Genomic DNA, 19,349 nt, shown 5'->3' on the forward strand with positions numbered 1-19,349 from the left:
CTTATGTGGTTAATACGGGAAAGCAATTGCTTCCCGTTTGTTAACCAACTCTTTATTTAATAAATCCTTTATAGTGGCGTTTCACTAACTGACTCTCCAGCTGTTTCATTGTTTCAAGAGCAACACCAACAACGATTAGCAAACTTGTTCCACCAATCTGAGCAGATGGTGGTAAATCAGCAAATTTGATAAAGAAAACAGGAAGAACAGAGATAGCTGCAAGAAAAAGTGAACCAACTAAAGTAAGTCGGTAAAGCACCTTCGTCAAGTACTCTTGAGTGTTCTTACCAGGACGTATACCCGGAATGTAACCACCTTGCTTCTTCAAATTTTCTGCTACTTGTTCTGGATTAACCTGAACAAATGTATAGAAATAAGAGAAAGCAATGATTAAAGCTACATACACAATCATACCAATTGGTTGGGTATAGTCAAATGTCTTCTGAATCCAATCTGTTACATCATTCGAACCAAAGAACGATGCAATAGTTGGTGGAGTAATGATAAATGAAACCGCAAAGATAACAGGGATTACACCAGCTGCATTTACTTTTAAAGGTAAATGAGTTGATTGTCCTCCAACAGGATTACGACCAGCTAAACGTTTTGCATATTGAATCGGAATTTTTCTCAACGCTTGTTGGATGTAAATAACACCCACGATGATAGCTAAAACTGCAAGAGCAATTAAAACGACTGTTACGATTCGGATAAATAATTGATCCCCAACATCTTCAAACTGTTGCGCATATATTTGATTTAATGTTGTTGGAATACCAGCAGCAATACCTGCAAAGATTAGGATGGAAATTCCATTACCAACACCTTTAGAAGTAATTTGCTCTCCTAACCACATTAAGAATGCTGTACCTGCAGTAAGCACCGTAGCAATCAGAAGATACGTAGTAGGCCCAGGATTTTGGATTAGCTGTCCATTAGATAAGTTGTTAAACCCTATAGACATACCCAAAGCTTGGATAAATCCAAGCACAATTGTCCCATAACGAGTAACTTGGGCTAATTTACGGCGCCCTACTTCACCTTGCTTTGACCATTCTGTAAACTTAGGCACAACATCCATCTGTAGTAACTGTACAATGATGGATGCTGTGATATAAGGCATAATACCCATTGCAAGGATTGAGAAGTTTTGTAATGCACCGCCACCAAATGTGTTTAAGACACCAAATACATTTAATTCATCTTGCAATCTTAATACATCAGTGTTGACACTTGGTACAGGAATGAATGTTCCAATCCTGAAAACAATTAGCATTAATAACGTGAAAAGGATCTTGTTTCTTATATCACCTACGCGCATGAAATTGGAGATTGTTTGAAACATTAGATCACCTCAGTTGTACCGCCTGCAGCTTCGATCGCTTCTTTGGCAGCTGAGGAGAATTTAGAAGCTTTTACAGTTAGCTTTTTGTTTAATGTACCGTTGCCAAGGATCTTAATTCCAGCTTTAGCTTTACTTACTAAGCCAGTTTCGATTAATAATTCTGGTGTTACTTCAGTAGCATCTTCAAAACGGTTTAACGTTTCAAGATTTACAACAGCATACTCTTTACGGTTGATATTTGTAAATCCACGCTTTGGAAGACGACGGAATAAAGGAGTTTGACCACCTTCAAATCCAGGTCTTACGCCACCGCCAGAACGAGCGTTTTGCCCTTTATGACCTTTACCTGAAGTTTTGCCGTTACCAGAACCAGTACCACGACCAACACGGTTACGTTCTTTACGTGAACCTTCAGTAGGTTTTAATTCATGAAGTTTCATTCGGAGCACCTCCTTAGAGTGACAATTTATTATTGCTCTTTTACTGTAACAAGGTGAGCTACTTTGTTAACCATTCCGCGAATAGCAGGATTGTCGTCATGAACGACAGTTTGGTTTAACTTACGTAAGCCAAGTGTACGTACAGTCACACGTTGGTCTTCTGGGCGACCAATTACACTGCGAGTGAGGGTAATTGCTAATTTCTTTGCCATTCTTGTTCCCTCCTTATCCTAACAGTTCTTCTACAGTCTTACCACGTAGCTTTGCAACATCTTCAGCACGCTTTAATTCGCTTAAGCCGTTGATTGTTGCACGTACCATATTAATTGGAGTATTTGAACCTAATGACTTAGATAAGATATCACTTACACCAGCAAGTTCTAATACCGCACGCACCGGACCACCAGCGATAACTCCTGTACCTTCAGAAGCAGGCTTCAAGAAGATTTCGCCAGCACCAAATCGACCAAGAATTTCGTGTGGAATTGTAGTTCCAACCATTGGTACAGTAACTAAGTTTTTCTTTGCATCTTCAATTGCTTTACGAATTGCATCTGGTACCTCTTGAGCTTTACCTGTACCAAATCCAACATGACCATTTTTGTCACCAACCACTACTAATGCAGCAAAACGGAAACGACGTCCACCTTTTACAACTTTAGCTACACGGTTAACGGTAACAACACGCTCTTCAAGCTCTAATTTATTTGGATCAACACGACGCATGATTTTCCCTCCTTTTACAATTAGAATTGTAAGCCAGCTTCACGAGCAGCGTCAGCTAGAGCTTTTACACGACCATGATATAAATAACCGCCACGATCGAATACAACTTCTTTAACGCCTTTTTCAACTGCACGCTTTGCAACTAATTCACCGATCTTTTGAGCTGCATCAACATTGCTAGTACTTTCTAAAGATAAATCTTTATCTAAAGTAGAAGCACTTGCAATTGTTACTGAATTCGTATCATCGATAATTTGTGCATAAATGTGTTTATTTGAACGGAACACGTTTAAACGAGGACGAGTAGCTGTTCCGAATAATTTCGCACGTACACGAGCATGTCTCTTTTTACGAACTTTATTCTTGTCAAGCTTCGTAATCATCTAGGTCACTCCTTTCCTTTACCTATGCCTACGCGGCATTACTTCTTAGCAGTTTTACCTTCTTTACGACGCACATATTCGCCTTCGTAACGGATACCTTTACCTTTGTAAGGCTCTGGCGGACGAACGTCACGAATGTTTGCAGCTAATGCACCAACACGTTCTTTGTCGATACCTTTAACAACAATTTTCGTTTGAGTAGGAACTTCAACTTCAATTCCTTGCTCAGGTGTGATTTCTACAGGATGAGAGTAACCAACGCTTAATACAAGCTTGCTACCAGATTTTTGAGCACGGTAACCGACACCGATAAGCTCTAAACCTCTTTCATATCCTTTTGATACACCTTCAACCATATTACCTAAAAGACTACGAGTAGTTCCATGAAGAGCACGGTGCTCCTTTGCATCACTTGGACGACTAACTGTAACTACGTTATCTTCAACTTTAATTTCGATATCAGGGTGGAACGTACGAGTTAATTCACCCTTTGGGCCCTTTACAGTTACAACGTTGTTTTCGTTAGTAACTGTAACACCTGCTGGAATTTCTAAAGGCTTTTTACCAACACGTGACATAACTACACCTCCATTCACTTCAAAAAATTATTACCAAACGTAAGCTAATACTTCTCCACCAGTTTGTTTTTGACGAGCTTCTTTGTCAGTTAAAACACCTTGTGAAGTTGAAACGATCGCAATACCTAAACCGTTAAGTACACGTGGTACTTCGTCAGTTTTAGCGTATACACGTAAACCAGGTTTACTGATACGTTTTAGACCAGTGATTACACGTTCGTTGTTAGCACCGTACTTTAAGAAGATACGGATAATACCTTGTTTGTTGTCTTCAATATATTCAACATCGCGTACGAAACCTTCACGCTTAAGAATTTCAGCAATTTGCTTCTTGATGTTTGAAGCAGGTACTTCAAGTTTCTCATGGCGTACCATGTTTGCGTTACGGATGCGAGTAAGCAAATCTGCAATTGGATCAGTCATTACCATATGATTTTACCTCCTTCCCATTCTTGGGGTTTACCAACTAGCTTTTTTAACACCAGGAATTTGACCTTTATAAGCAAGTTCACGGAAACAAATACGGCAAAGCTTGAATTTACGTAGTACTGAGTGAGGACGTCCGCAACGTTCGCAACGTGTATACTCTTGTACTTGGAATTTTTGCTTGCGCTTTTGTTTCGCAATCATTGATTTTTTAGCCACATTTTCGCCTCCTCTGCTTAACGTTGGCAGTTATTACTTTTGGAACGGGAAACCGAATTGAGTTAATAACTCTCTAGCTTCTTCGTCAGTGTTAGCCGTTGTAACAATAACGATGTCCATACCACGAACTTTTGATACTTTATCATAATCGATCTCAGGGAAGATCAATTGCTCTTTAACACCTAATGTGTAGTTACCGCGTCCATCGAAAGATTTCTTAGACACACCACGGAAGTCACGTACACGTGGAAGTGAAACAGAAACTAACTTATCGAAGAACTCATACATACGCTCACCGCGTAAAGTTACTTTCGCACCAATTGGCATACCTTCACGAAGACGGAAACCTGCGATAGACTTTTTCGCGCGAGTTACGACTGGTTTTTGACCTGTAATTGCTGCTAATTCCTCAACAGCAGTATCTAGTGCTTTTGCGTTTTGTACAGCATCACCGATACCCATGTTAATAACGATTTTCTCAAGCTTTGGAGCTTGCATTACAGATTTATAATTAAACTTGCTTGTTAAAGCAGGAGTAATTTCTTTTACGTATTTCTCTTTTAAGCGGTTCATGTGAATTATACCTCCCTTCACATCTCAATTATTATTTATCTAATACTTCACCAGATTTTGTTGCTACACGTACCTTCTTGCCATCGACAACTTTGTAACCAACACGAGTTGGCTCACCAGACTTAGGGTCTAATGGCATTACGTTAGATACATGGATAGGTGCCTCTTGGCTGATAATTCCACCTTGTGGATTTACTTGAGAAGGTTTAGAGTGTTTTTTCACAATATTAATACCTTCAACAAGTACACGATCTTTCTTAGGGTAAGCTGCAATTACTTCACCTTGCTTACCTTTGTCTTTGCCAGAGATAACCATCACTTTGTCACCTTTTTTAACATGCATCCGAGTCGCACCTCCTTAAAAGGCCTTCTTTAGATTTATTAATACAAATTAGATAACTTCTGGAGCTAATGATACGATCTTCATGTAGTTGTTATCACGTAATTCACGAGCAACAGGTCCAAAGATACGAGTACCACGTGGACTCTTATCGTCCTTGATGATTACGCAAGCATTCTCATCAAAGCGAATATATGAACCATCATTACGACGAACACCGCGTTTTGTACGAACGATAACCGCTTTAACAACGTCACCTTTTTTAACAACGCCTCCTGGTGTTGCTTGTTTCACCGTACAAACGATAACATCACCAATGTTTGCTGTCTTACGACCAGATCCACCTAATACTTTGATTGTTAATACTTCACGAGCACCAGAGTTGTCTGCAACTTTCAAACGAGATTCTTGTTGAATCATGTACGAAACCTCCCTTCGGATGAATCATCTTTATCCGATCTTAACTCTTTAACTATTAGATAATAACAGCTTTTTCTACAACTTCTACTAGACGGAAACGCTTAGTAGCTGATAACGGACGAGTTTCCATGATTTTCACGATATCGCCCACTTTAGCTTGGTTTTGCTCATCGTGAGCTTTAAACTTCTTCGAGTATTTTACACGCTTGCCATAAAGCGAATGCTTTTTGTACGTTTCTACAAGAACAGTAACAGTCTTATCCATTTTGTCAGAAACTACGCGGCCAGTGTAAACTTTACGTTGGTTACGTTCACTCATTCTGAAAGCCTCCTCTCAGACTTAATTATTTATTAGCTGCAATCTCTCTTTCGCGAACAACAGTTTTCATACGAGCGATTGCTTTACGTACTTCACGAATACGTGCAGTATTCTCTAATTGTCCAGTCGCTAATTGGAAGCGAAGGTTAAATAACTCTTCTTTTAATGCTTTTACTTTTTGTTCAATCTCAGCAGTGGTAAGATCACGAATTTCATTAGCTTTCATTAGATTCACCACCAATTTCTTCACGTTTTACAAACTTACATTTTACAGGTAACTTGTGAGATGCTAAACGTAATGCTTCACGAGCGATTTCTTCAGATACACCTGAGATTTCGAACATAACTTTACCAGGTTTAACAACTGCTACCCAACCTTCAGGCGCACCTTTACCGGAACCCATGCGCACCTCTAACGGTTTTGCTGTATAAGGCTTAGAAGGGAAGATTTTAATCCATACTTTACCGCCACGTTTCATGTAACGTGTCATTGCGATACGAGCAGATTCGATTTGACGGTTTGTAATCCAAGAAGCTTCTGTAGCTTGTAAACCGAACTCACCGAAATGTACTTCAGTACCACCTTTTGCACGTCCACGCATTTTCCCGCGGTGTTCGCGACGATATTTAACGCGTTTTGGTAATAACATAATTATTTTCCTCCTTCCTCATTTTTCTTTTTAGTAGGAAGAACTTCTCCACGATAGATCCATACTTTTACGCCAAGTTTACCATAAGTAGTATCTGCTTCAGCGTGAGCATAGTCAATATCAGCGCGAAGTGTATGAAGTGGAACTGTACCTTCACTGTATTGTTCTGAACGAGCGATATCAGCTCCGCCTAAACGACCAGATACCATTGTTTTGATACCTTGTGCACCAGAACGGATTGTACGTTGGATCGCTTGTTTTTGAGCACGACGGAATGACACACGATTTTCAAGTTGACGTGCGATGTTTTCAGCAACTAGCTTAGCATCTAAGTCAGCTCTCTTAATTTCAAGAATGTTGATGTGTACACGTTTACCTGTTAATTGGTTTAAAGCTTTACGAAGTGCTTCTACTTCTGTACCACCTTTACCAATTACCATACCAGGCTTCGCAGTGTGGATCGTAACATTTAAACGGTTAGCAGCACGCTCGATCTCAACTTTAGATACAGCAGCATCGTTTAAACGTTTTGCGATGTATTCACGAACTTTTAAGTCTTCATGTAATAGATCTGCATAGTCTTTACCAGCGTACCACTTTGATTCCCAATCACGGATAACGCCGACACGCAAACCAATCGGATTAACTTTTTGACCCACGAATTATCCCTCCTTCTTTTCTGATACCACGATAGTGATGTGGCTTGTGCGCTTGTTAATTTGGCTAGCACGTCCCATAGCGCGTGGACGGAAACGTTTTAAAGTTGGACCTTCGTCAACAAAAGCTTCTGTAATCACTAAGTTGTTAGCGTCCATTTCATAATTATGCTCTGCGTTTGCAACTGCAGATTTTAATACTTTCTCTACAACTGGAGAAGCAGCTTTTGGAGTAAGATTTAAAATCGCTACTGCTTCACCTACTTGCTTTCCTCGAATTAAATCAACAACTAAACGAACTTTACGAGGAGCAATACGTACTGTTCTTGCAACAGCTTTAGCTTGCATATAGAAAGCCTCCTCTCATATTAGCGTCTTGTTTTCTTATCGTCACTTGCGTGACCTTTGTAAGTACGAGTTGGTGCGAACTCACCAAGCTTGTGACCTACCATATCTTCAGTAACGTATACTGGTACATGTTTACGACCGTCATATACAGCGATAGTATGACCAATAAATTGAGGGAAGATAGTAGAACGACGAGACCAAGTTTTAACAACCTGCTTCTTATCAGTTTCATTTAACTTCTCAATTTTGTTCATTAAATGACCATCTACAAAAGGTCCTTTCTTTAAGCTGCGACCCATAGGTGAACCTCCCTTCGTGATTGTTCTACGGTTCGTTTGAACCGTAGCTCAATCCCGTTATTTTTTACGACGACGAACGATAAATTTATCAGACTTATTTTTCTTCTTGCGAGTTTTGTAACCAAGAGTTGGTTTACCCCAAGGAGTCATAGGAGACTTACGTCCGATAGGAGAGCGTCCTTCACCACCACCGTGTGGGTGATCATTAGGGTTCATTACAGAACCACGAACTGTTGGACGGATACCTAACCAACGAGAGCGTCCAGCTTTACCAATGTTGATTAACTCATGTTGTTCGTTACCTACTTGACCAACAGAAGCGCGGCAAGTTGCTAGAATCATGCGTACTTCACCAGAAGTTAAACGTACTAATACGTATTTACCTTCTTTACCAAGTACTTGAGCTGATGTACCAGCAGAACGAACTAATTGTCCACCTTTACCAGGTTTCAATTCGATGTTGTGGATTACAGTACCCACTGGAATGTTTGCTAATGGTAAAGCGTTACCTACTTTAATGTCGGCTTCTGGGCCAGACATAACTTCCATACCTACTTCTAGGTTTTTAGGAGCTAGGATGTAACGTTTTTCTCCATCTGCATAGTTTACTAACGCGATATTAGCAGAACGGTTTGGATCATACTCGATTGTAGCAACGCGTCCAGGTATTCCATCTTTATCACGTTTGAAATCGATGATACGGTATTGACGCTTATGTCCACCACCTTGGTGACGAACTGTCATTTTACCTTGGTTATTACGTCCACCTTTTTTCTTTAAAGGTGCAAGTAATGATTTCTCAGGTTGGTTCGTTGTGATTTCAGCAAAGTCAGATACTGACATACCACGACGACCATTTGAGGTTGGTTTATACTTTTTAATCGCCATCTCAATTTCCCTCCTTTTCTATTAAACTTAAGCTTCAAAGAATTCGATTTCTTTGCTGTCTTGAGTTAGTGTCACAACCGCTTTACGACGACGGTTTGTAAGACCACTGTAGCGACCTACACGTTTGAATTTACCTTTGTAGTTCATGATGTTAACTTTTTCAACTTTTACGTCAAAGATTTTTTCGATAGCATCTTTAACTTCAGTTTTATTAGCTTTCACGCTAACTTCAAACGTATATTTTTTATCGACCATTAAGTCTGTTGAACGTTCTGTAATTACGGGGCGCTTAATAATATCACGAGGATCTTTCATTATGCAAGCACCTCCTCTACTTTTTCAACTGCTTCTTTAGTAATTACAAGCTTATCGTGGTTCATAACGTCTAGTACGCTTAAACCGTTAGCTGCAACTACAGTTACACCAGGAATGTTACGTGCTGATAAAGCAACGTTTCCATCTAGGTCAGCAGTTACTACTAATGCTTTACGATCTACTGAAAGGTTTTTAAGAACTGCCACCATTTCCTTAGTCTTTGGTGCTTCGAAAGTTAAACCTTCAACAACAACGATGCTGTTTTCTAGTACTTTTGAAGATAATGCAGATTTAATCGCTAAGCGACGAACTTTCTTAGGTAATTTGTAGCTGTAGCTTCGTGGAACTGGACCGAATACTACACCACCGCCACGCCATTGTGGTGAACGGATAGATCCTTGACGAGCACGTCCAGTACCTTTTTGACGCCATGGTTTGCGTCCTCCGCCCCTTACTTCAGAACGATTCTTTACTTTAGATGTACCTTGACGCATAGCTGCACGTTGCATCACTACCGCATCAAAAAGTACGCTTTCGTTTGGTTCGATACCGAAAACGGCAGCGTTTAGTTCGATTTCTCCAACGTTTTGACCGTTTTGGTTAAACAATGCTACTTTTGGCATTGGTTGTTTCCTCCTTTCCTATAAGAGTTATTTAGATTTAACCGCACTCTTAACAGATACTAATGCTTTTCTAGCACCAGGTACGTTACCTTTTACTAGTAAAAGATTACGCTCAGTATCAACTTTAACAATTGTTAAGTTTTGAACTGTTACGCGATCTCCACCCATGCGACCAGCAAGAGCTTTACCTTTAAATACGCGGTTTGGAGCTACAGGTCCCATTGAACCTGGACGACGGTGATAACGAGAACCGTGAGACATAGGTCCACGAGATTGTCCGTGGCGTTTGATAACACCTTGGAAACCTTTACCTTTTGAAATTCCTGTTACATCGATTGTGTCGCCTTCCGCGAAAATATCAACTTTGACTTCTTGACCAACTTCGTATTCCGAAACGCTCACATCACGTAATTCGCGAATGAAGCGCTTAGGAGCAGTGTTCGCTTTTGCAACGTGTCCTTTAGCTGGTTTGTTAGATAATTTTTCACGAGTATCTTCGAAACCTAATTGGATCGCTTCATAACCGTCTGTTTCAGCATTTTTTACTTGAAGTACCACGTTTGGAGTAGCTTCAATAACTGTTACAGGGATTAATTCACCGTTCTCTGCGAATACTTGAGTCATACCGATTTTTCTTCCTAAGATTCCTTTGGTCATAAGTCACACCTCCTATATAAATCTATAATTTTTATTTTAATTAAAGTTTAATTTCGATATCTACACCAGATGGTAAGTCTAAACGCATTAATGAATCAACTGTTTGTGGAGTTGGATTCACGATATCAATTAAGCGTTTGTGAGTACGCATTTCAAACTGCTCACGAGAATCTTTGTACTTGTGTACCGCACGTAGAATTGTGTAAACTGACTTCTCAGTTGGTAATGGAATCGGACCTGAAACAGTCGCACCAGAACGCTTTGCAGTATCTACGATTTTCTCAGCAGATTGATCAAGAATTCTATGATCGTACGCTTTTAAACGAATGCGAATTTTTTCTTTTGCCATTATTTTCCCTCCTTTTTCGCCTACTTTTATAAATAGACATTCTCCGTGGAAATTTTCCTCACACTCGCCATGGCAAAGCGGCCGTGTGTGTCGGTAACCTTCCACTTCATCGCAGTCAAAGACCAACATTTTTATTATACTAAAAATGGGCTCTCAATGCAACAATAAAATTATTTTTCTTTTACTGTTGCGCACTTTTTTCATTATATATAAAAAGACTACTATTTGCAAGAAGAAGCTTCAAAAAGATTTGTTTCCTTTTCTTTCTATTATATATAGAAGAAACACGCAAATAAAAAAGCAAGGATCATGGGATCCTTGCTTTTCAAAAGGCTATTACTCAGTGATAGTAGCTACTACACCAGCGCCTACTGTACGTCCACCTTCACGGATTGAGAATTTAGTACCTTCTTCAATCGCGATTGGAGCGATAAGTTCAACAGTCATTTCGATGTTGTCTCCAGGCATAACCATTTCTACACCTTCTGGAAGTTGACAAATACCAGTTACGTCAGTTGTACGGAAGTAGAACTGAGGACGGTAGTTTGTGAAGAATGGAGTGTGACGTCCACCCTCTTCTTTAGAAAGAACATAAACTTCAGCTTTGAACTTTGTGTGTGGAGTGATTGAGCCTGGCTTAGCTAATACTTGTCCACGTTGGATATCTTCACGAGCTACCCCACGAAGTAAAGCACCGATGTTGTCTCCAGCTTCAGCATAATCAAGAAGCTTACGGAACATTTCTACACCAGTTACAGTAGTAGATTTTGGCTCTTCAGTTAAACCGATGATTTCGATTACGTCACCAACTTTAACTTGTCCACGCTCTACACGACCTGTAGCAACTGTACCACGACCAGTGATTGAGAATACGTCCTCAACTGGCATCATGAATGGCTTTTCAGTGTCACGCTCTGGAGTTGGGATGTACTCATCAACAGCGTTCATTAGCTCAACAATTTTCTCTTCCCAAGCAGCGTCGCCTTCAAGAGCTTTAAGAGCAGAACCTTTGATTACTGGTACATCGTCACCAGGGAAGTCGTATTCAGAAAGAAGGTCACGAACTTCCATTTCTACTAATTCAAGTAACTCTTCGTCGTCTACCATGTCACATTTGTTTAAGAATACAACTAGGTAAGGTACACCTACTTGACGAGAAAGAAGGATGTGCTCACGAGTTTGTGGCATTGGACCATCAGCAGCAGATACTACTAAGATACCGCCATCCATTTGAGCAGCACCAGTGATCATGTTCTTAACGTAGTCAGCATGTCCTGGGCAGTCAACGTGTGCATAGTGACGAGTTTCAGTTTCGTACTCAACGTGTGCAGTTGAGATTGTGATACCACGCTCGCGCTCTTCTGGAGCAGCGTCGATCATATCATAAGCCATAGCTGCACCTTTACCACTGCGCTTAGCAAGTACAGTTGTGATAGCAGCTGTTAAAGTAGTTTTACCATGGTCAACGTGACCAATTGTACCAATATTGGCATGCGTTTTCGAACGGTCGAATTTTTCTTTAGCCATTTGAAAATCCTCCTTGAAATTCAGTTAGTTTAAGTATGATAATGCCGTGAAAGGGTAGATAAATCTCCACTTTCACAGCCTACATAAGTAGTTATACTTGATTAAAGGATGAAAATCAATTATTCACCTTTATTTTTTTTGATAATCTCTTCAGAGATTGCTTTAGGAACTTCTTCATAGTGATCGAAGTGCATAGAATAAGTACCACGACCTTGAGTGTTTGAACGTAATGCAGTTGCATAACCAAACATCTCTGAAAGTGGAACGAATGCACGTACAACTTGAGCGTTACCGCGCGCTTCCATACCTTCTACACGTCCACGACGAGAAGTGATGTCACCCATGATATCCCCTAGATACTCATCAGGAATAACAACTTCAACCTTCATCATAGGCTCAAGGATTGCTGGGTTACATTTTGATACTGCGTTTTTAAGAGCCATAGAAGCAGCAATTTTAAACGCCATCTCACTTGAGTCAACATCATGGTATGATCCGTCAACTAAAGCAGCTTTGATATCGATTAATGGGTAACCAGCTAATACACCGTTTTGAAGAGCATCTTCAAGACCAGCTTGTACTGCAGGGATGTATTCACGCGGTACTACACCACCAACGATTTTGTTTTCAAACTCAAAACCTTTACCTTCTTCGTTAGGTTCGAACTCAATCCAAACGTGACCGAATTGTCCACGACCACCAGATTGACGTGCGAACTTACCTTCAACTTTCGCACCAGCGCGGAAAGTTTCACGGTATGCTACTTGAGGAGCACCAACGTTTGCTTCTACTTTGAACTCGCGACGCATACGGTCAACGATGATGTCAAGGTGAAGCTCACCCATACCAGAGATGATGATTTGTCCAGTCTCTGTATTAGTTTCCGCACGGAAAGTTGGATCTTCTTCTTGTAACTTTTGAAGAGCAGTTGTCATTTTATCTTGGTCAGCTTTTGACTTAGGCTCAACAGATAAAGAGATAACTGGCTCTGGGAATTCCATTGACTCAAGAATTACAAGGTTCTTGTCGTCACATAGAGTATCACCAGTTGTTGTATCTTTTAGACCTACAGCTGCTGCGATATCTCCAGCGTAAACTTCAGAGATCTCTTCACGGCTGTTAGCATGCATTTGTAGGATACGTCCTACACGTTCACGCTTGCCTTTTGTTGAGTTTTGTACATAAGAACCAGAAGATAATTTACCTGAATATACACGGAAGAACGTTAACTTACCAACGTAAGGGTCAGTCATAACTTTAAATGCTAGTGCCGAGAATGGCGCAGCGTCGCTAGACTCACGTGTAACTTCCTCATCAGTATCAGGAGTGATACCTTTGATAGCAGGTACATCTAATGGTGAAGGTAAGTAGTCGATAACAGCATCAATCATAAGCTGAACGCCTTTGTTTTTGAATGCTGAACCACATAGAACTGGGTAGAAGTTAACGTCGATTGTACCTTGACGGATAGCAGCTTTCAATTCTTCTTTTGTAAGCTCGCCTTCCTCAAGATATTTCATCATTAATTCTTCATCAAGCTCAGCAGCAGCTTCAACTAACTTTGCATGGTACTCTTCAGCTAATTCCTTGTACTCTTCAGGAATTTCTTTTGCTTCAGTACGAGTACCTAAATCATCTTCATAGAAATATGCAACCATTTCTACTAAGTCGATGATACCTTCGAATTGATCTTCAGCACCGATTGGTAACTGAATTGGGTGCGCATTTGCACCTAAACGATCATGCATTGTTTTAACTGAATATAAGAAGTCCGCACCGATTTTATCCATTTTATTAACGAATACAACACGTGGAACTCCGTATGTTGTCGCTTGACGCCATACAGTTTCAGTTTGCGGCTCAACACCAGATTGAGCATCAAGAACTGCCACCGCACCATCAAGTACACGAAGTGAACGTTCAACTTCTACAGTGAAGTCTACGTGTCCAGGAGTATCGATGATGTTAACGCGGTGACCTTTCCATTGAGCAGTTGTTGCAGCAGATGTGATTGTAATACCACGCTCTTGCTCCTGCTCCATCCAGTCCATTTGTGAAGCTCCTTCATGAGTTTCACCGATCTTATGGATACGACCAGTATAATAAAGTACACGCTCAGTCGTAGTTGTTTTACCAGCATCAATGTGAGCCATGATACCAATATTACGAGTGTTTTCTAAGGAGAACTCTCTTGCCATGTTCGGTATTTCTCCTTCCTAATTTGAATTAGATTAATTGTATAGTTTGTTAAAGAATTACCAACGATAATGAGCAAATGCTTTGTTAGCTTCTGCCATTTTGTGAGTATCTTCACGTTTCTTAACAGCTGCACCAGTGTTGTTAGCTGCATCTAAAATTTCGTTAGCTAAACGCTCTTCCATCGTTTTTTCTCCACGAAGACGAGCGTAGTTTACTAACCAACGAAGACCTAATGTTGTACGACGCTCTGGACGTACTTCCACAGGTACTTGGTAGTTAGAACCCCCTACACGGCGTGCTCTAACTTCTAATACAGGCATGATGTTTTTAAGAGCTTGGTCGAATACTTCCATAGCTTCTTTACCACTGCGCTCTTGTACTAGATCGAATGCTCTATATAGAATAGCTTGTGATTTACCGCGCTTACCGTCAAGCATCATCTTGTTGATAAGACGACTAACAAGCTTTGAATTATAAATTGGATCTGGTAATACATCTCTTTTTGCAACAGGTCCTTTACGTGGCATTCTGATTTCCTCCTTTCACTATCATTCATTTATTTTTTTAAAAATTATTTTTTAGCTGCTTTAGGTCTCTTCGTACCATACTTAGAACGACCTTGCATACGTCCATCAACACCCGCAGTATCTAATGCACCACGTACGATGTGATAACGTACCCCTGGTAAATCTTTTACACGTCCACCGCGGATTAGTACCACGCTGTGTTCTTGTAAGTTATGACCGATACCTGGGATATAAGCTGTTACCTCAATACCATTTGTTAAACGCACACGAGCGTATTTACGAAGCGCTGAGTTAGGCTTCTTCGGTGTCATTGTACCTACACGAGTACAAACACCACGCTTTTGTGGAGAAGATTGGTTTGTTTGAGCTTTTTTGAAGCTGTTGTAACCTTTGTTTAACGCAGGAGAGTCAGACTTTTGGATTTTACTCACGCGACCCTTGCGCACTAATTGGTTAATAGTAGGCATTTCATTTTCCTCCTTTCGAGCTTTTTTAAGACCACACATCCAGGTGGTTCATTTTTAAGCAAAAAACAAAGTTTTTGAAACAAATAATCTCAAAAACATTTTAACGTATAATTGCAACAGATGAAGCTCCAACTTCTATTTTACAAGCTTTACCAAGCTTTTTTGTAGAATCAACATATGTTAAGTTTGCCTTTAACGCATGTGCCGTTTCAATTACTACTTGAGTAACACGAGGATCAGCATCTTCTGCTATAAAGATTTCTTTAACAATACCTTTTTTAAGAGCCTTTACTGTTTGCTTAGTTCCTACAACAATGTTGTTAGCCTGTGATACTTTTTCATAAGACATTTTCATATCCTCCAAAGCAACAGGTGTTTTATAGGAGCACCTTTGATATAGTATCATTCTCTAGAATGGATGTCAACTATGAAAAAATATTTTTATAGGCACCCATTCTAGATAAATGATTTTAAAGTAATTAGTCTACTGTTACAACTTCTTCCGACTCTTTCGCAACAGGTTCTGTTAAACGATAGCGAGTCATACCTGTACCAGCAGGAACTAGCTTACCAATGATAACATTCTCTTTAAGACCAAGTAATTCATCACGCTTACCTTTAATTGCTGCATCTGTAAGAACACGTGTTGTTTCTTGGAATGATGCTGCAGATAAGAATGAATCTGTTTCAAGCGATGCTTTTGTAATACCAAGTAGGATTGGACGACCTGTAGCAGGACGTTTCCCTTCTAGTAGAACTTTCTCATTTGCATCTGTAAATTGATGTACATCAAGAAGAGAACCAGGTAATACATCTGTGTCTCCAGCATCGATAACACGTACTTTACGAAGCATCTGACGCACCATTACCTCTACGTGTTTATCTCCAATTTCTACCCCTTGCATACGGTATACTTTTTGAACTTCACGTAGTAAGTATTCTTGAACAGACGTCATGTCTTTTACTTTTAGTAATTCTTTTGGATCAATTGAACCTTCTGTTAACTCTTGACCATTGACTACTTGTTGGCCTTCTGTAACTTTTAGGCGTGCACTGTAAGGCGCTGTGTACGAGCGACTTTCAATTTCACCTTGAACTGTAATTTCATGTTGACGGTCACGTCCTTCTGTAATAGAAGTAACAGTACCGTTAATCTCTGTAATAACAGCTTGACCTTTAGGGTTACGCGCTTCGAAAATCTCTTGGATACGCGGTAAACCTTGTGTGATATCGTCTCCGGCTACCCCACCTGTATGGAATGTACGCATCGTTAACTGTGTACCTGGCTCACCGATTGATTGAGCAGCAATAATACCAACAGCTTCACCCACTTCAACTTCTGAACCAGTTGCCAAGTTACGTCCGTAACATTTTTTACATACACCGTGGCGTGTGTTACACGTAAACGCTGAACGAATCCAAACTTGTTCGATACCAGCTTCAACAATTGTTGTAGCAATATCTTCTGTGATTAGTTCGTTTTCACCAACTAACACTTCGTTTGTTTCAGGATGAACAACAGCTTTACGAGCATAACGACCGATTAAACGCTCATCAAGTTTTTCAATCTCTTCTGTTCCTTCTTTAATCGCAACGGCAAGGATACCTCTGTCTGTTCCACAATCGTCATCACGTACGATAACATCCTGTGCAACATCAACAAGACGACGAGTAAGGTAACCTGAGTCAGCTGTTTTAAGGGCTGTATCGGCAAGACCTTTACGCGCACCATGCGTTGAGATGAAGTATTCTAATACTGTTAAACCTTCACGGAAACTTGATTTGATTGGTAATTCAATAATACGACCAGATGGGTTAGCCATTAGTCCACGCATACCAGCAAGCTGAGTGAAGTTTGACGCGTTACCACGGGCACCTGAGTCACTCATCATGAAAATTGGATTTCGCTTATCTAATGACGCCATTAGTTTACCTTGAATTACATCTTTTGCAGCACTCCAGATAGAGATAACGCGATCATAACGCTCGTCTTCAGTGATTAAACCACGACGGAATTGTTTTAATACATTATCAACTTTCGCTTGTGCTTCTTGTAAAATTACTTCTTTTTCACCTAAAACTACGATATCAGCTACACCAACTGTAATACCTGCTTTAGTTGAATATCTAAATCCTAAGTTTTTCATACGATCAAGCATTTTAGACGTTTCAGTAATCTTGAAGCGTTTGAATACTTCTGCAATGATGTTTCCAAGGATTTTCTTTTTAAATGGTGCAATGATTGGTTGTTCTTTAATGAACGCCTTTACGTCTGCACCTTTATCTACGAAGTACTGAAGCGGTGTTTGTACTTCTAGGTTTTGTTTTGTTGGTTCGTTAATGTAAGGGAATGATTTTGGTAAAATCTCGTTAAACACTAACTTACCTACTGTTGTCACAAGCAATTGCTTGTTTTGCTCATCAGTGAATGTTTCGTTATTTAAAGAGCCAGCGTATACAGCTACACGCGTGTGAAGATGAACATACCCATTTTGATATGCTAACAATGCTTCGTTCGTATCTTTAAATACCATACCTTCCCCAACAGCACCTTCACGCTCTAATGTTAGGTAATAGTTACCTAATACCATATCCTGTGAAGGAGTAACAACAGGTTTTCCATCTTTCGGGTTTAAGATGTTTTGTGCTGCAAGCATTAAAATACGCGCTTCAGCTTGTGCTTCAGCAGAAAGCGGTACGTGGACAGCCATTTGGTCACCGTCAAAGTCCGCGTTGTATGCTGTACATACAAGTGGATGTAGACGAATTGCACGACCTTCTACAAGAGTTGGCTCAAATGCTTGAATTCCAAGTCTATGTAGCGTTGGTGCACGGTTAAGTAGTACTGGATGTTCTTTAATAACAGATTCCAATACGTCCCATACCTCTGGTTGCACGCGTTCAATTTTACGCTTCGCACTCTTAATGTTATGAGCTAAGCCGCGCTCAACAAGCTCCTTCATAACGAAAGGCTTGAATAACTCTAACGCCATTTCTTTTGGTAAACCACATTGATACATCTTTAAGTTCGGACCTACAACGATAACAGAACGACCAGAATAATCTACACGTTTACCTAGTAAGTTTTGACGGAAACGACCTTGTTTACCTTTTAACATATGTGATAGTGATTTTAACGGACGGTTACCAGGTCCTGTTACAGGACGACCACGACGACCGTTGTCAATTAACGCATCAACTGCTTCTTGAAGCATACGCTTTTCGTTTTGAACGATAATGCTAGGTGCTCCAAGGTCTAAAAGACGTTTTAAACGGTTATTACGGTTAATAACACGACGATACAAGTCATTTAAGTCAGAAGTAGCGAAACGACCACCATCAAGTTGTACCATTGGACGTAACTCAGGTGGGATAACTGGTAATACATCTAGAATCATCCAGAATGGTTCATTACCAGAGTTTCTAAACGCTTCAAGTACTTCTAGACGTTTGATTGCTCTTGTACGTCTTTGTCCTTGTGCAGTCTTTAACTCTTCTTTTAATGAGTCTACTTCTTTATCAAGATCAATATCTTGTAAGATTTTCTTTACAGCTTCTGCACCCATTGCTGCTTGGAAAGTCTGACCATACTTTTCACGGTATGCACGATATTCTTTCTCAGATAAAAGTTGTTTCTTTTCTAGTGGTGTATCACCAGTGTCAGTTACAACATAAGACGCAAAATAAATAATCTCCTCTAGCGCACGAGGGGACATGTCTAAGACAAGTCCCATGCGGCTAGGAATACCTTTAAAGTACCAGATGTGTGAAACCGGTGCGGCTAATTCAATATGTCCCATGCGCTCACGACGAACTTTCGCACGCGTAACTTCAACACCACAACGATCACATACCACGCCTTTATAACGAACACGTTTATATTTTCCACAATGACATTCCCAGTCTTTTTGTGGACCAAAAATGCGCTCACAGAACAAACCATCTTTTTCAGGTTTTAACGTACGGTAGTTAATTGTTTCAGGTTTCTTTACCTCACCATACGACCAAGAGCGAATTTTATCCGGCGAAGCTAGACCAATTTTCATATACTCAAAGTTATTAACATCTAGCAAGG

The 19,349-nt window shown here is 40.2% G+C and carries 28 protein-coding genes; all 28 read right to left on the reverse strand.

Annotated elements, in window-relative coordinates; translation table 11 throughout:
• Window positions 1-52 precede the first annotated feature (52 nt).
• Window positions 53-1,345, reverse strand: coding sequence for a preprotein translocase subunit SecY (gene secY, locus DIS06_RS14425; RefSeq protein WP_110113938.1), 1,293 nt, complete (start codon window positions 1,343-1,345; stop codon window positions 53-55).
• Complete coding sequence (rplO, locus tag DIS06_RS14430) at window positions 1,345-1,785, reverse strand: 50S ribosomal protein L15 (RefSeq protein ID WP_110113939.1); 441 nt, start codon at window positions 1,783-1,785, stop codon at window positions 1,345-1,347. The genes secY and rplO overlap by 1 nt, the downstream gene beginning before the upstream one ends.
• Window positions 1,786-1,814: 29 nt before the next feature.
• Window positions 1,815-1,997 carry a 50S ribosomal protein L30 gene (gene rpmD, locus DIS06_RS14435; RefSeq protein WP_110113940.1) on the reverse strand — a complete coding sequence of 61 codons (183 nt, stop codon included), beginning with the start codon at window positions 1,995-1,997 and terminating at the stop codon, window positions 1,815-1,817.
• Window positions 1,998-2,010: 13 nt separating this feature from the next.
• On the reverse strand, window positions 2,011-2,511 hold the full coding sequence (gene rpsE, locus DIS06_RS14440) for a 30S ribosomal protein S5 (RefSeq protein WP_110113941.1): 501 nt from the start codon (window positions 2,509-2,511) through the stop codon (window positions 2,011-2,013).
• A 20-nt stretch (window positions 2,512-2,531) separates the two neighbouring features.
• On the reverse strand, window positions 2,532-2,894 hold the full coding sequence (gene rplR / locus DIS06_RS14445; RefSeq protein WP_110113942.1) for a 50S ribosomal protein L18: 363 nt from the start codon (window positions 2,892-2,894) through the stop codon (window positions 2,532-2,534).
• A gap of 38 nt (window positions 2,895-2,932) precedes the next feature.
• Entirely contained in the window at window positions 2,933-3,472 is a 540-nt protein-coding gene (gene rplF, locus DIS06_RS14450) for a 50S ribosomal protein L6 (RefSeq protein ID WP_110113943.1), read from the reverse strand.
• A gap of 30 nt (window positions 3,473-3,502) precedes the next feature.
• The gene (rpsH, locus tag DIS06_RS14455; protein WP_110113944.1) at window positions 3,503-3,901 is read right to left on the reverse strand and encodes a 30S ribosomal protein S8; all 399 of its coding nucleotides are present in this window, start codon (window positions 3,899-3,901) and stop codon (window positions 3,503-3,505) included.
• 30 nt (window positions 3,902-3,931) lie between these two features.
• Window positions 3,932-4,117: a type Z 30S ribosomal protein S14 gene (locus DIS06_RS14460; RefSeq protein WP_053217608.1), complete on the reverse strand. Its 186-nt coding sequence runs from the start codon at window positions 4,115-4,117 to the stop codon at window positions 3,932-3,934.
• Between the two features lie 33 nt (window positions 4,118-4,150).
• The gene (gene rplE, locus DIS06_RS14465) at window positions 4,151-4,690 is read right to left on the reverse strand and encodes a 50S ribosomal protein L5 (RefSeq protein ID WP_110113945.1); all 540 of its coding nucleotides are present in this window, start codon (window positions 4,688-4,690) and stop codon (window positions 4,151-4,153) included.
• A 31-nt stretch (window positions 4,691-4,721) separates the two neighbouring features.
• Window positions 4,722-5,033, reverse strand: coding sequence for a 50S ribosomal protein L24 (gene rplX / locus DIS06_RS14470; protein WP_110113946.1), 312 nt, complete (start codon window positions 5,031-5,033; stop codon window positions 4,722-4,724).
• A 48-nt stretch (window positions 5,034-5,081) separates the two neighbouring features.
• Window positions 5,082-5,450 carry a 50S ribosomal protein L14 gene (gene rplN, locus DIS06_RS14475; protein WP_110113947.1) on the reverse strand — a complete coding sequence of 123 codons (369 nt, stop codon included), beginning with the start codon at window positions 5,448-5,450 and terminating at the stop codon, window positions 5,082-5,084.
• Between the two features lie 55 nt (window positions 5,451-5,505).
• Complete coding sequence (gene rpsQ / locus DIS06_RS14480) at window positions 5,506-5,769, reverse strand: 30S ribosomal protein S17 (protein ID WP_110113948.1); 264 nt, start codon at window positions 5,767-5,769, stop codon at window positions 5,506-5,508.
• Window positions 5,770-5,794: 25 nt separating this feature from the next.
• Window positions 5,795-5,995 (reverse strand): 50S ribosomal protein L29, encoded by a 201-nt coding sequence (gene rpmC / locus DIS06_RS14485; protein ID WP_110113949.1) that lies wholly within the window; start codon window positions 5,993-5,995, stop codon window positions 5,795-5,797.
• Complete coding sequence (gene rplP / locus DIS06_RS14490; RefSeq protein WP_110113950.1) at window positions 5,985-6,419, reverse strand: 50S ribosomal protein L16; 435 nt, start codon at window positions 6,417-6,419, stop codon at window positions 5,985-5,987. Before rplP ends, rpmC begins: the two co-directional genes overlap by 11 nt.
• A gap of 2 nt (window positions 6,420-6,421) precedes the next feature.
• Complete coding sequence (gene rpsC / locus DIS06_RS14495; RefSeq protein ID WP_110113951.1) at window positions 6,422-7,078, reverse strand: 30S ribosomal protein S3; 657 nt, start codon at window positions 7,076-7,078, stop codon at window positions 6,422-6,424.
• A 3-nt stretch (window positions 7,079-7,081) separates the two neighbouring features.
• Window positions 7,082-7,423 carry a 50S ribosomal protein L22 gene (gene rplV, locus DIS06_RS14500; RefSeq protein WP_110113952.1) on the reverse strand — a complete coding sequence of 114 codons (342 nt, stop codon included), beginning with the start codon at window positions 7,421-7,423 and terminating at the stop codon, window positions 7,082-7,084.
• Between the two features lie 20 nt (window positions 7,424-7,443).
• Entirely contained in the window at window positions 7,444-7,722 is a 279-nt protein-coding gene (gene rpsS, locus DIS06_RS14505; RefSeq protein WP_110113953.1) for a 30S ribosomal protein S19, read from the reverse strand.
• Window positions 7,723-7,779: 57 nt separating this feature from the next.
• A complete protein-coding gene (gene rplB / locus DIS06_RS14510; protein ID WP_110113954.1) occupies window positions 7,780-8,610 on the reverse strand; it encodes a 50S ribosomal protein L2 in 831 nt (276 codons plus the stop codon).
• A gap of 27 nt (window positions 8,611-8,637) precedes the next feature.
• The gene (gene rplW, locus DIS06_RS14515; RefSeq protein WP_110113955.1) at window positions 8,638-8,925 is read right to left on the reverse strand and encodes a 50S ribosomal protein L23; all 288 of its coding nucleotides are present in this window, start codon (window positions 8,923-8,925) and stop codon (window positions 8,638-8,640) included.
• Window positions 8,925-9,548, reverse strand: a complete 624-nt coding sequence (rplD, locus tag DIS06_RS14520; RefSeq protein ID WP_110113956.1) for a 50S ribosomal protein L4 — start codon at window positions 9,546-9,548, stop codon at window positions 8,925-8,927. Before rplD ends, rplW begins: the two co-directional genes overlap by 1 nt.
• Before the next feature lie 27 nt (window positions 9,549-9,575).
• Window positions 9,576-10,205: a 50S ribosomal protein L3 gene (rplC, locus tag DIS06_RS14525; protein WP_110113957.1), complete on the reverse strand. Its 630-nt coding sequence runs from the start codon at window positions 10,203-10,205 to the stop codon at window positions 9,576-9,578.
• A gap of 40 nt (window positions 10,206-10,245) precedes the next feature.
• Window positions 10,246-10,554 (reverse strand): 30S ribosomal protein S10, encoded by a 309-nt coding sequence (gene rpsJ / locus DIS06_RS14530; RefSeq protein ID WP_110113958.1) that lies wholly within the window; start codon window positions 10,552-10,554, stop codon window positions 10,246-10,248.
• Window positions 10,555-10,890: 336 nt separating this feature from the next.
• A complete protein-coding gene (tuf, locus tag DIS06_RS14535; RefSeq protein ID WP_110113959.1) occupies window positions 10,891-12,081 on the reverse strand; it encodes an elongation factor Tu in 1,191 nt (396 codons plus the stop codon).
• 119 nt (window positions 12,082-12,200) lie between these two features.
• Complete coding sequence (gene fusA / locus DIS06_RS14540; protein WP_110113960.1) at window positions 12,201-14,279, reverse strand: elongation factor G; 2,079 nt, start codon at window positions 14,277-14,279, stop codon at window positions 12,201-12,203.
• A 57-nt stretch (window positions 14,280-14,336) separates the two neighbouring features.
• Window positions 14,337-14,807: a 30S ribosomal protein S7 gene (gene rpsG / locus DIS06_RS14545; RefSeq protein WP_013054923.1), complete on the reverse strand. Its 471-nt coding sequence runs from the start codon at window positions 14,805-14,807 to the stop codon at window positions 14,337-14,339.
• A 44-nt stretch (window positions 14,808-14,851) separates the two neighbouring features.
• Entirely contained in the window at window positions 14,852-15,274 is a 423-nt protein-coding gene (gene rpsL / locus DIS06_RS14550; protein ID WP_110113961.1) for a 30S ribosomal protein S12, read from the reverse strand.
• A gap of 100 nt (window positions 15,275-15,374) precedes the next feature.
• The gene (locus tag DIS06_RS14555; RefSeq protein WP_110113962.1) at window positions 15,375-15,623 is read right to left on the reverse strand and encodes a 50S ribosomal protein L7ae-like protein; all 249 of its coding nucleotides are present in this window, start codon (window positions 15,621-15,623) and stop codon (window positions 15,375-15,377) included.
• A gap of 130 nt (window positions 15,624-15,753) precedes the next feature.
• Window positions 15,754-19,347 (reverse strand): DNA-directed RNA polymerase subunit beta', encoded by a 3,594-nt coding sequence (gene rpoC / locus DIS06_RS14560; protein ID WP_110113963.1) that lies wholly within the window; start codon window positions 19,345-19,347, stop codon window positions 15,754-15,756.
• Between the last annotated feature and the right edge of the window lie 2 nt (window positions 19,348-19,349).

Source organism: Bacillus sp. CGMCC 1.16541 (genome assembly GCF_003184905.1).
Lineage (GTDB): Bacteria > Bacillota > Bacilli > Bacillales > Bacillaceae_H > Priestia.

What these genes read in the sequence shown, in the direction of transcription:
- secY (WP_110113938.1), bottom strand. Translation starts at nt 1,345, where the DNA reads ATGTTTCAAACAATCTCCAATTTCATGCGCGTAGGTGATATAAGAAAC.
- rplO (WP_110113939.1), bottom strand. Translation starts at nt 1,785, where the DNA reads ATGAAACTTCATGAATTAAAACCTACTGAAGGTTCACGTAAAGAACGT.
- rpmD (WP_110113940.1), bottom strand. Translation starts at nt 1,997, where the DNA reads ATGGCAAAGAAATTAGCAATTACCCTCACTCGCAGTGTAATTGGTCGC.
- rpsE (WP_110113941.1), bottom strand. Translation starts at nt 2,511, where the DNA reads ATGCGTCGTGTTGATCCAAATAAATTAGAGCTTGAAGAGCGTGTTGTT.
- rplR (WP_110113942.1), bottom strand. Translation starts at nt 2,894, where the DNA reads ATGATTACGAAGCTTGACAAGAATAAAGTTCGTAAAAAGAGACATGCT.
- rplF (WP_110113943.1), bottom strand. Translation starts at nt 3,472, where the DNA reads ATGTCACGTGTTGGTAAAAAGCCTTTAGAAATTCCAGCAGGTGTTACA.
- rpsH (WP_110113944.1), bottom strand. Translation starts at nt 3,901, where the DNA reads ATGGTAATGACTGATCCAATTGCAGATTTGCTTACTCGCATCCGTAAC.
- rplE (WP_110113945.1), bottom strand. Translation starts at nt 4,690, where the DNA reads ATGAACCGCTTAAAAGAGAAATACGTAAAAGAAATTACTCCTGCTTTA.
- rplX (WP_110113946.1), bottom strand. Translation starts at nt 5,033, where the DNA reads ATGCATGTTAAAAAAGGTGACAAAGTGATGGTTATCTCTGGCAAAGAC.
- rplN (WP_110113947.1), bottom strand. Translation starts at nt 5,450, where the DNA reads ATGATTCAACAAGAATCTCGTTTGAAAGTTGCAGACAACTCTGGTGCT.
- rpsQ (WP_110113948.1), bottom strand. Translation starts at nt 5,769, where the DNA reads ATGAGTGAACGTAACCAACGTAAAGTTTACACTGGCCGCGTAGTTTCT.
- rpmC (WP_110113949.1), bottom strand. Translation starts at nt 5,995, where the DNA reads ATGAAAGCTAATGAAATTCGTGATCTTACCACTGCTGAGATTGAACAA.
- rplP (WP_110113950.1), bottom strand. Translation starts at nt 6,419, where the DNA reads ATGTTATTACCAAAACGCGTTAAATATCGTCGCGAACACCGCGGGAAA.
- rplV (WP_110113952.1), bottom strand. Translation starts at nt 7,423, where the DNA reads ATGCAAGCTAAAGCTGTTGCAAGAACAGTACGTATTGCTCCTCGTAAA.
- rpsS (WP_110113953.1), bottom strand. Translation starts at nt 7,722, where the DNA reads ATGGGTCGCAGCTTAAAGAAAGGACCTTTTGTAGATGGTCATTTAATG.
- rplB (WP_110113954.1), bottom strand. Translation starts at nt 8,610, where the DNA reads ATGGCGATTAAAAAGTATAAACCAACCTCAAATGGTCGTCGTGGTATG.
- rplW (WP_110113955.1), bottom strand. Translation starts at nt 8,925, where the DNA reads ATGAAAGATCCTCGTGATATTATTAAGCGCCCCGTAATTACAGAACGT.
- rplD (WP_110113956.1), bottom strand. Translation starts at nt 9,548, where the DNA reads ATGCCAAAAGTAGCATTGTTTAACCAAAACGGTCAAAACGTTGGAGAA.
- rplC (WP_110113957.1), bottom strand. Translation starts at nt 10,205, where the DNA reads ATGACCAAAGGAATCTTAGGAAGAAAAATCGGTATGACTCAAGTATTC.
- rpsJ (WP_110113958.1), bottom strand. Translation starts at nt 10,554, where the DNA reads ATGGCAAAAGAAAAAATTCGCATTCGTTTAAAAGCGTACGATCATAGA.
- tuf (WP_110113959.1), bottom strand. Translation starts at nt 12,081, where the DNA reads ATGGCTAAAGAAAAATTCGACCGTTCGAAAACGCATGCCAATATTGGT.
- fusA (WP_110113960.1), bottom strand. Translation starts at nt 14,279, where the DNA reads ATGGCAAGAGAGTTCTCCTTAGAAAACACTCGTAATATTGGTATCATG.
- rpsG (WP_013054923.1), bottom strand. Translation starts at nt 14,807, where the DNA reads ATGCCACGTAAAGGACCTGTTGCAAAAAGAGATGTATTACCAGATCCA.
- rpsL (WP_110113961.1), bottom strand. Translation starts at nt 15,274, where the DNA reads ATGCCTACTATTAACCAATTAGTGCGCAAGGGTCGCGTGAGTAAAATC.
- DIS06_RS14555 (WP_110113962.1), bottom strand. Translation starts at nt 15,623, where the DNA reads ATGTCTTATGAAAAAGTATCACAGGCTAACAACATTGTTGTAGGAACT.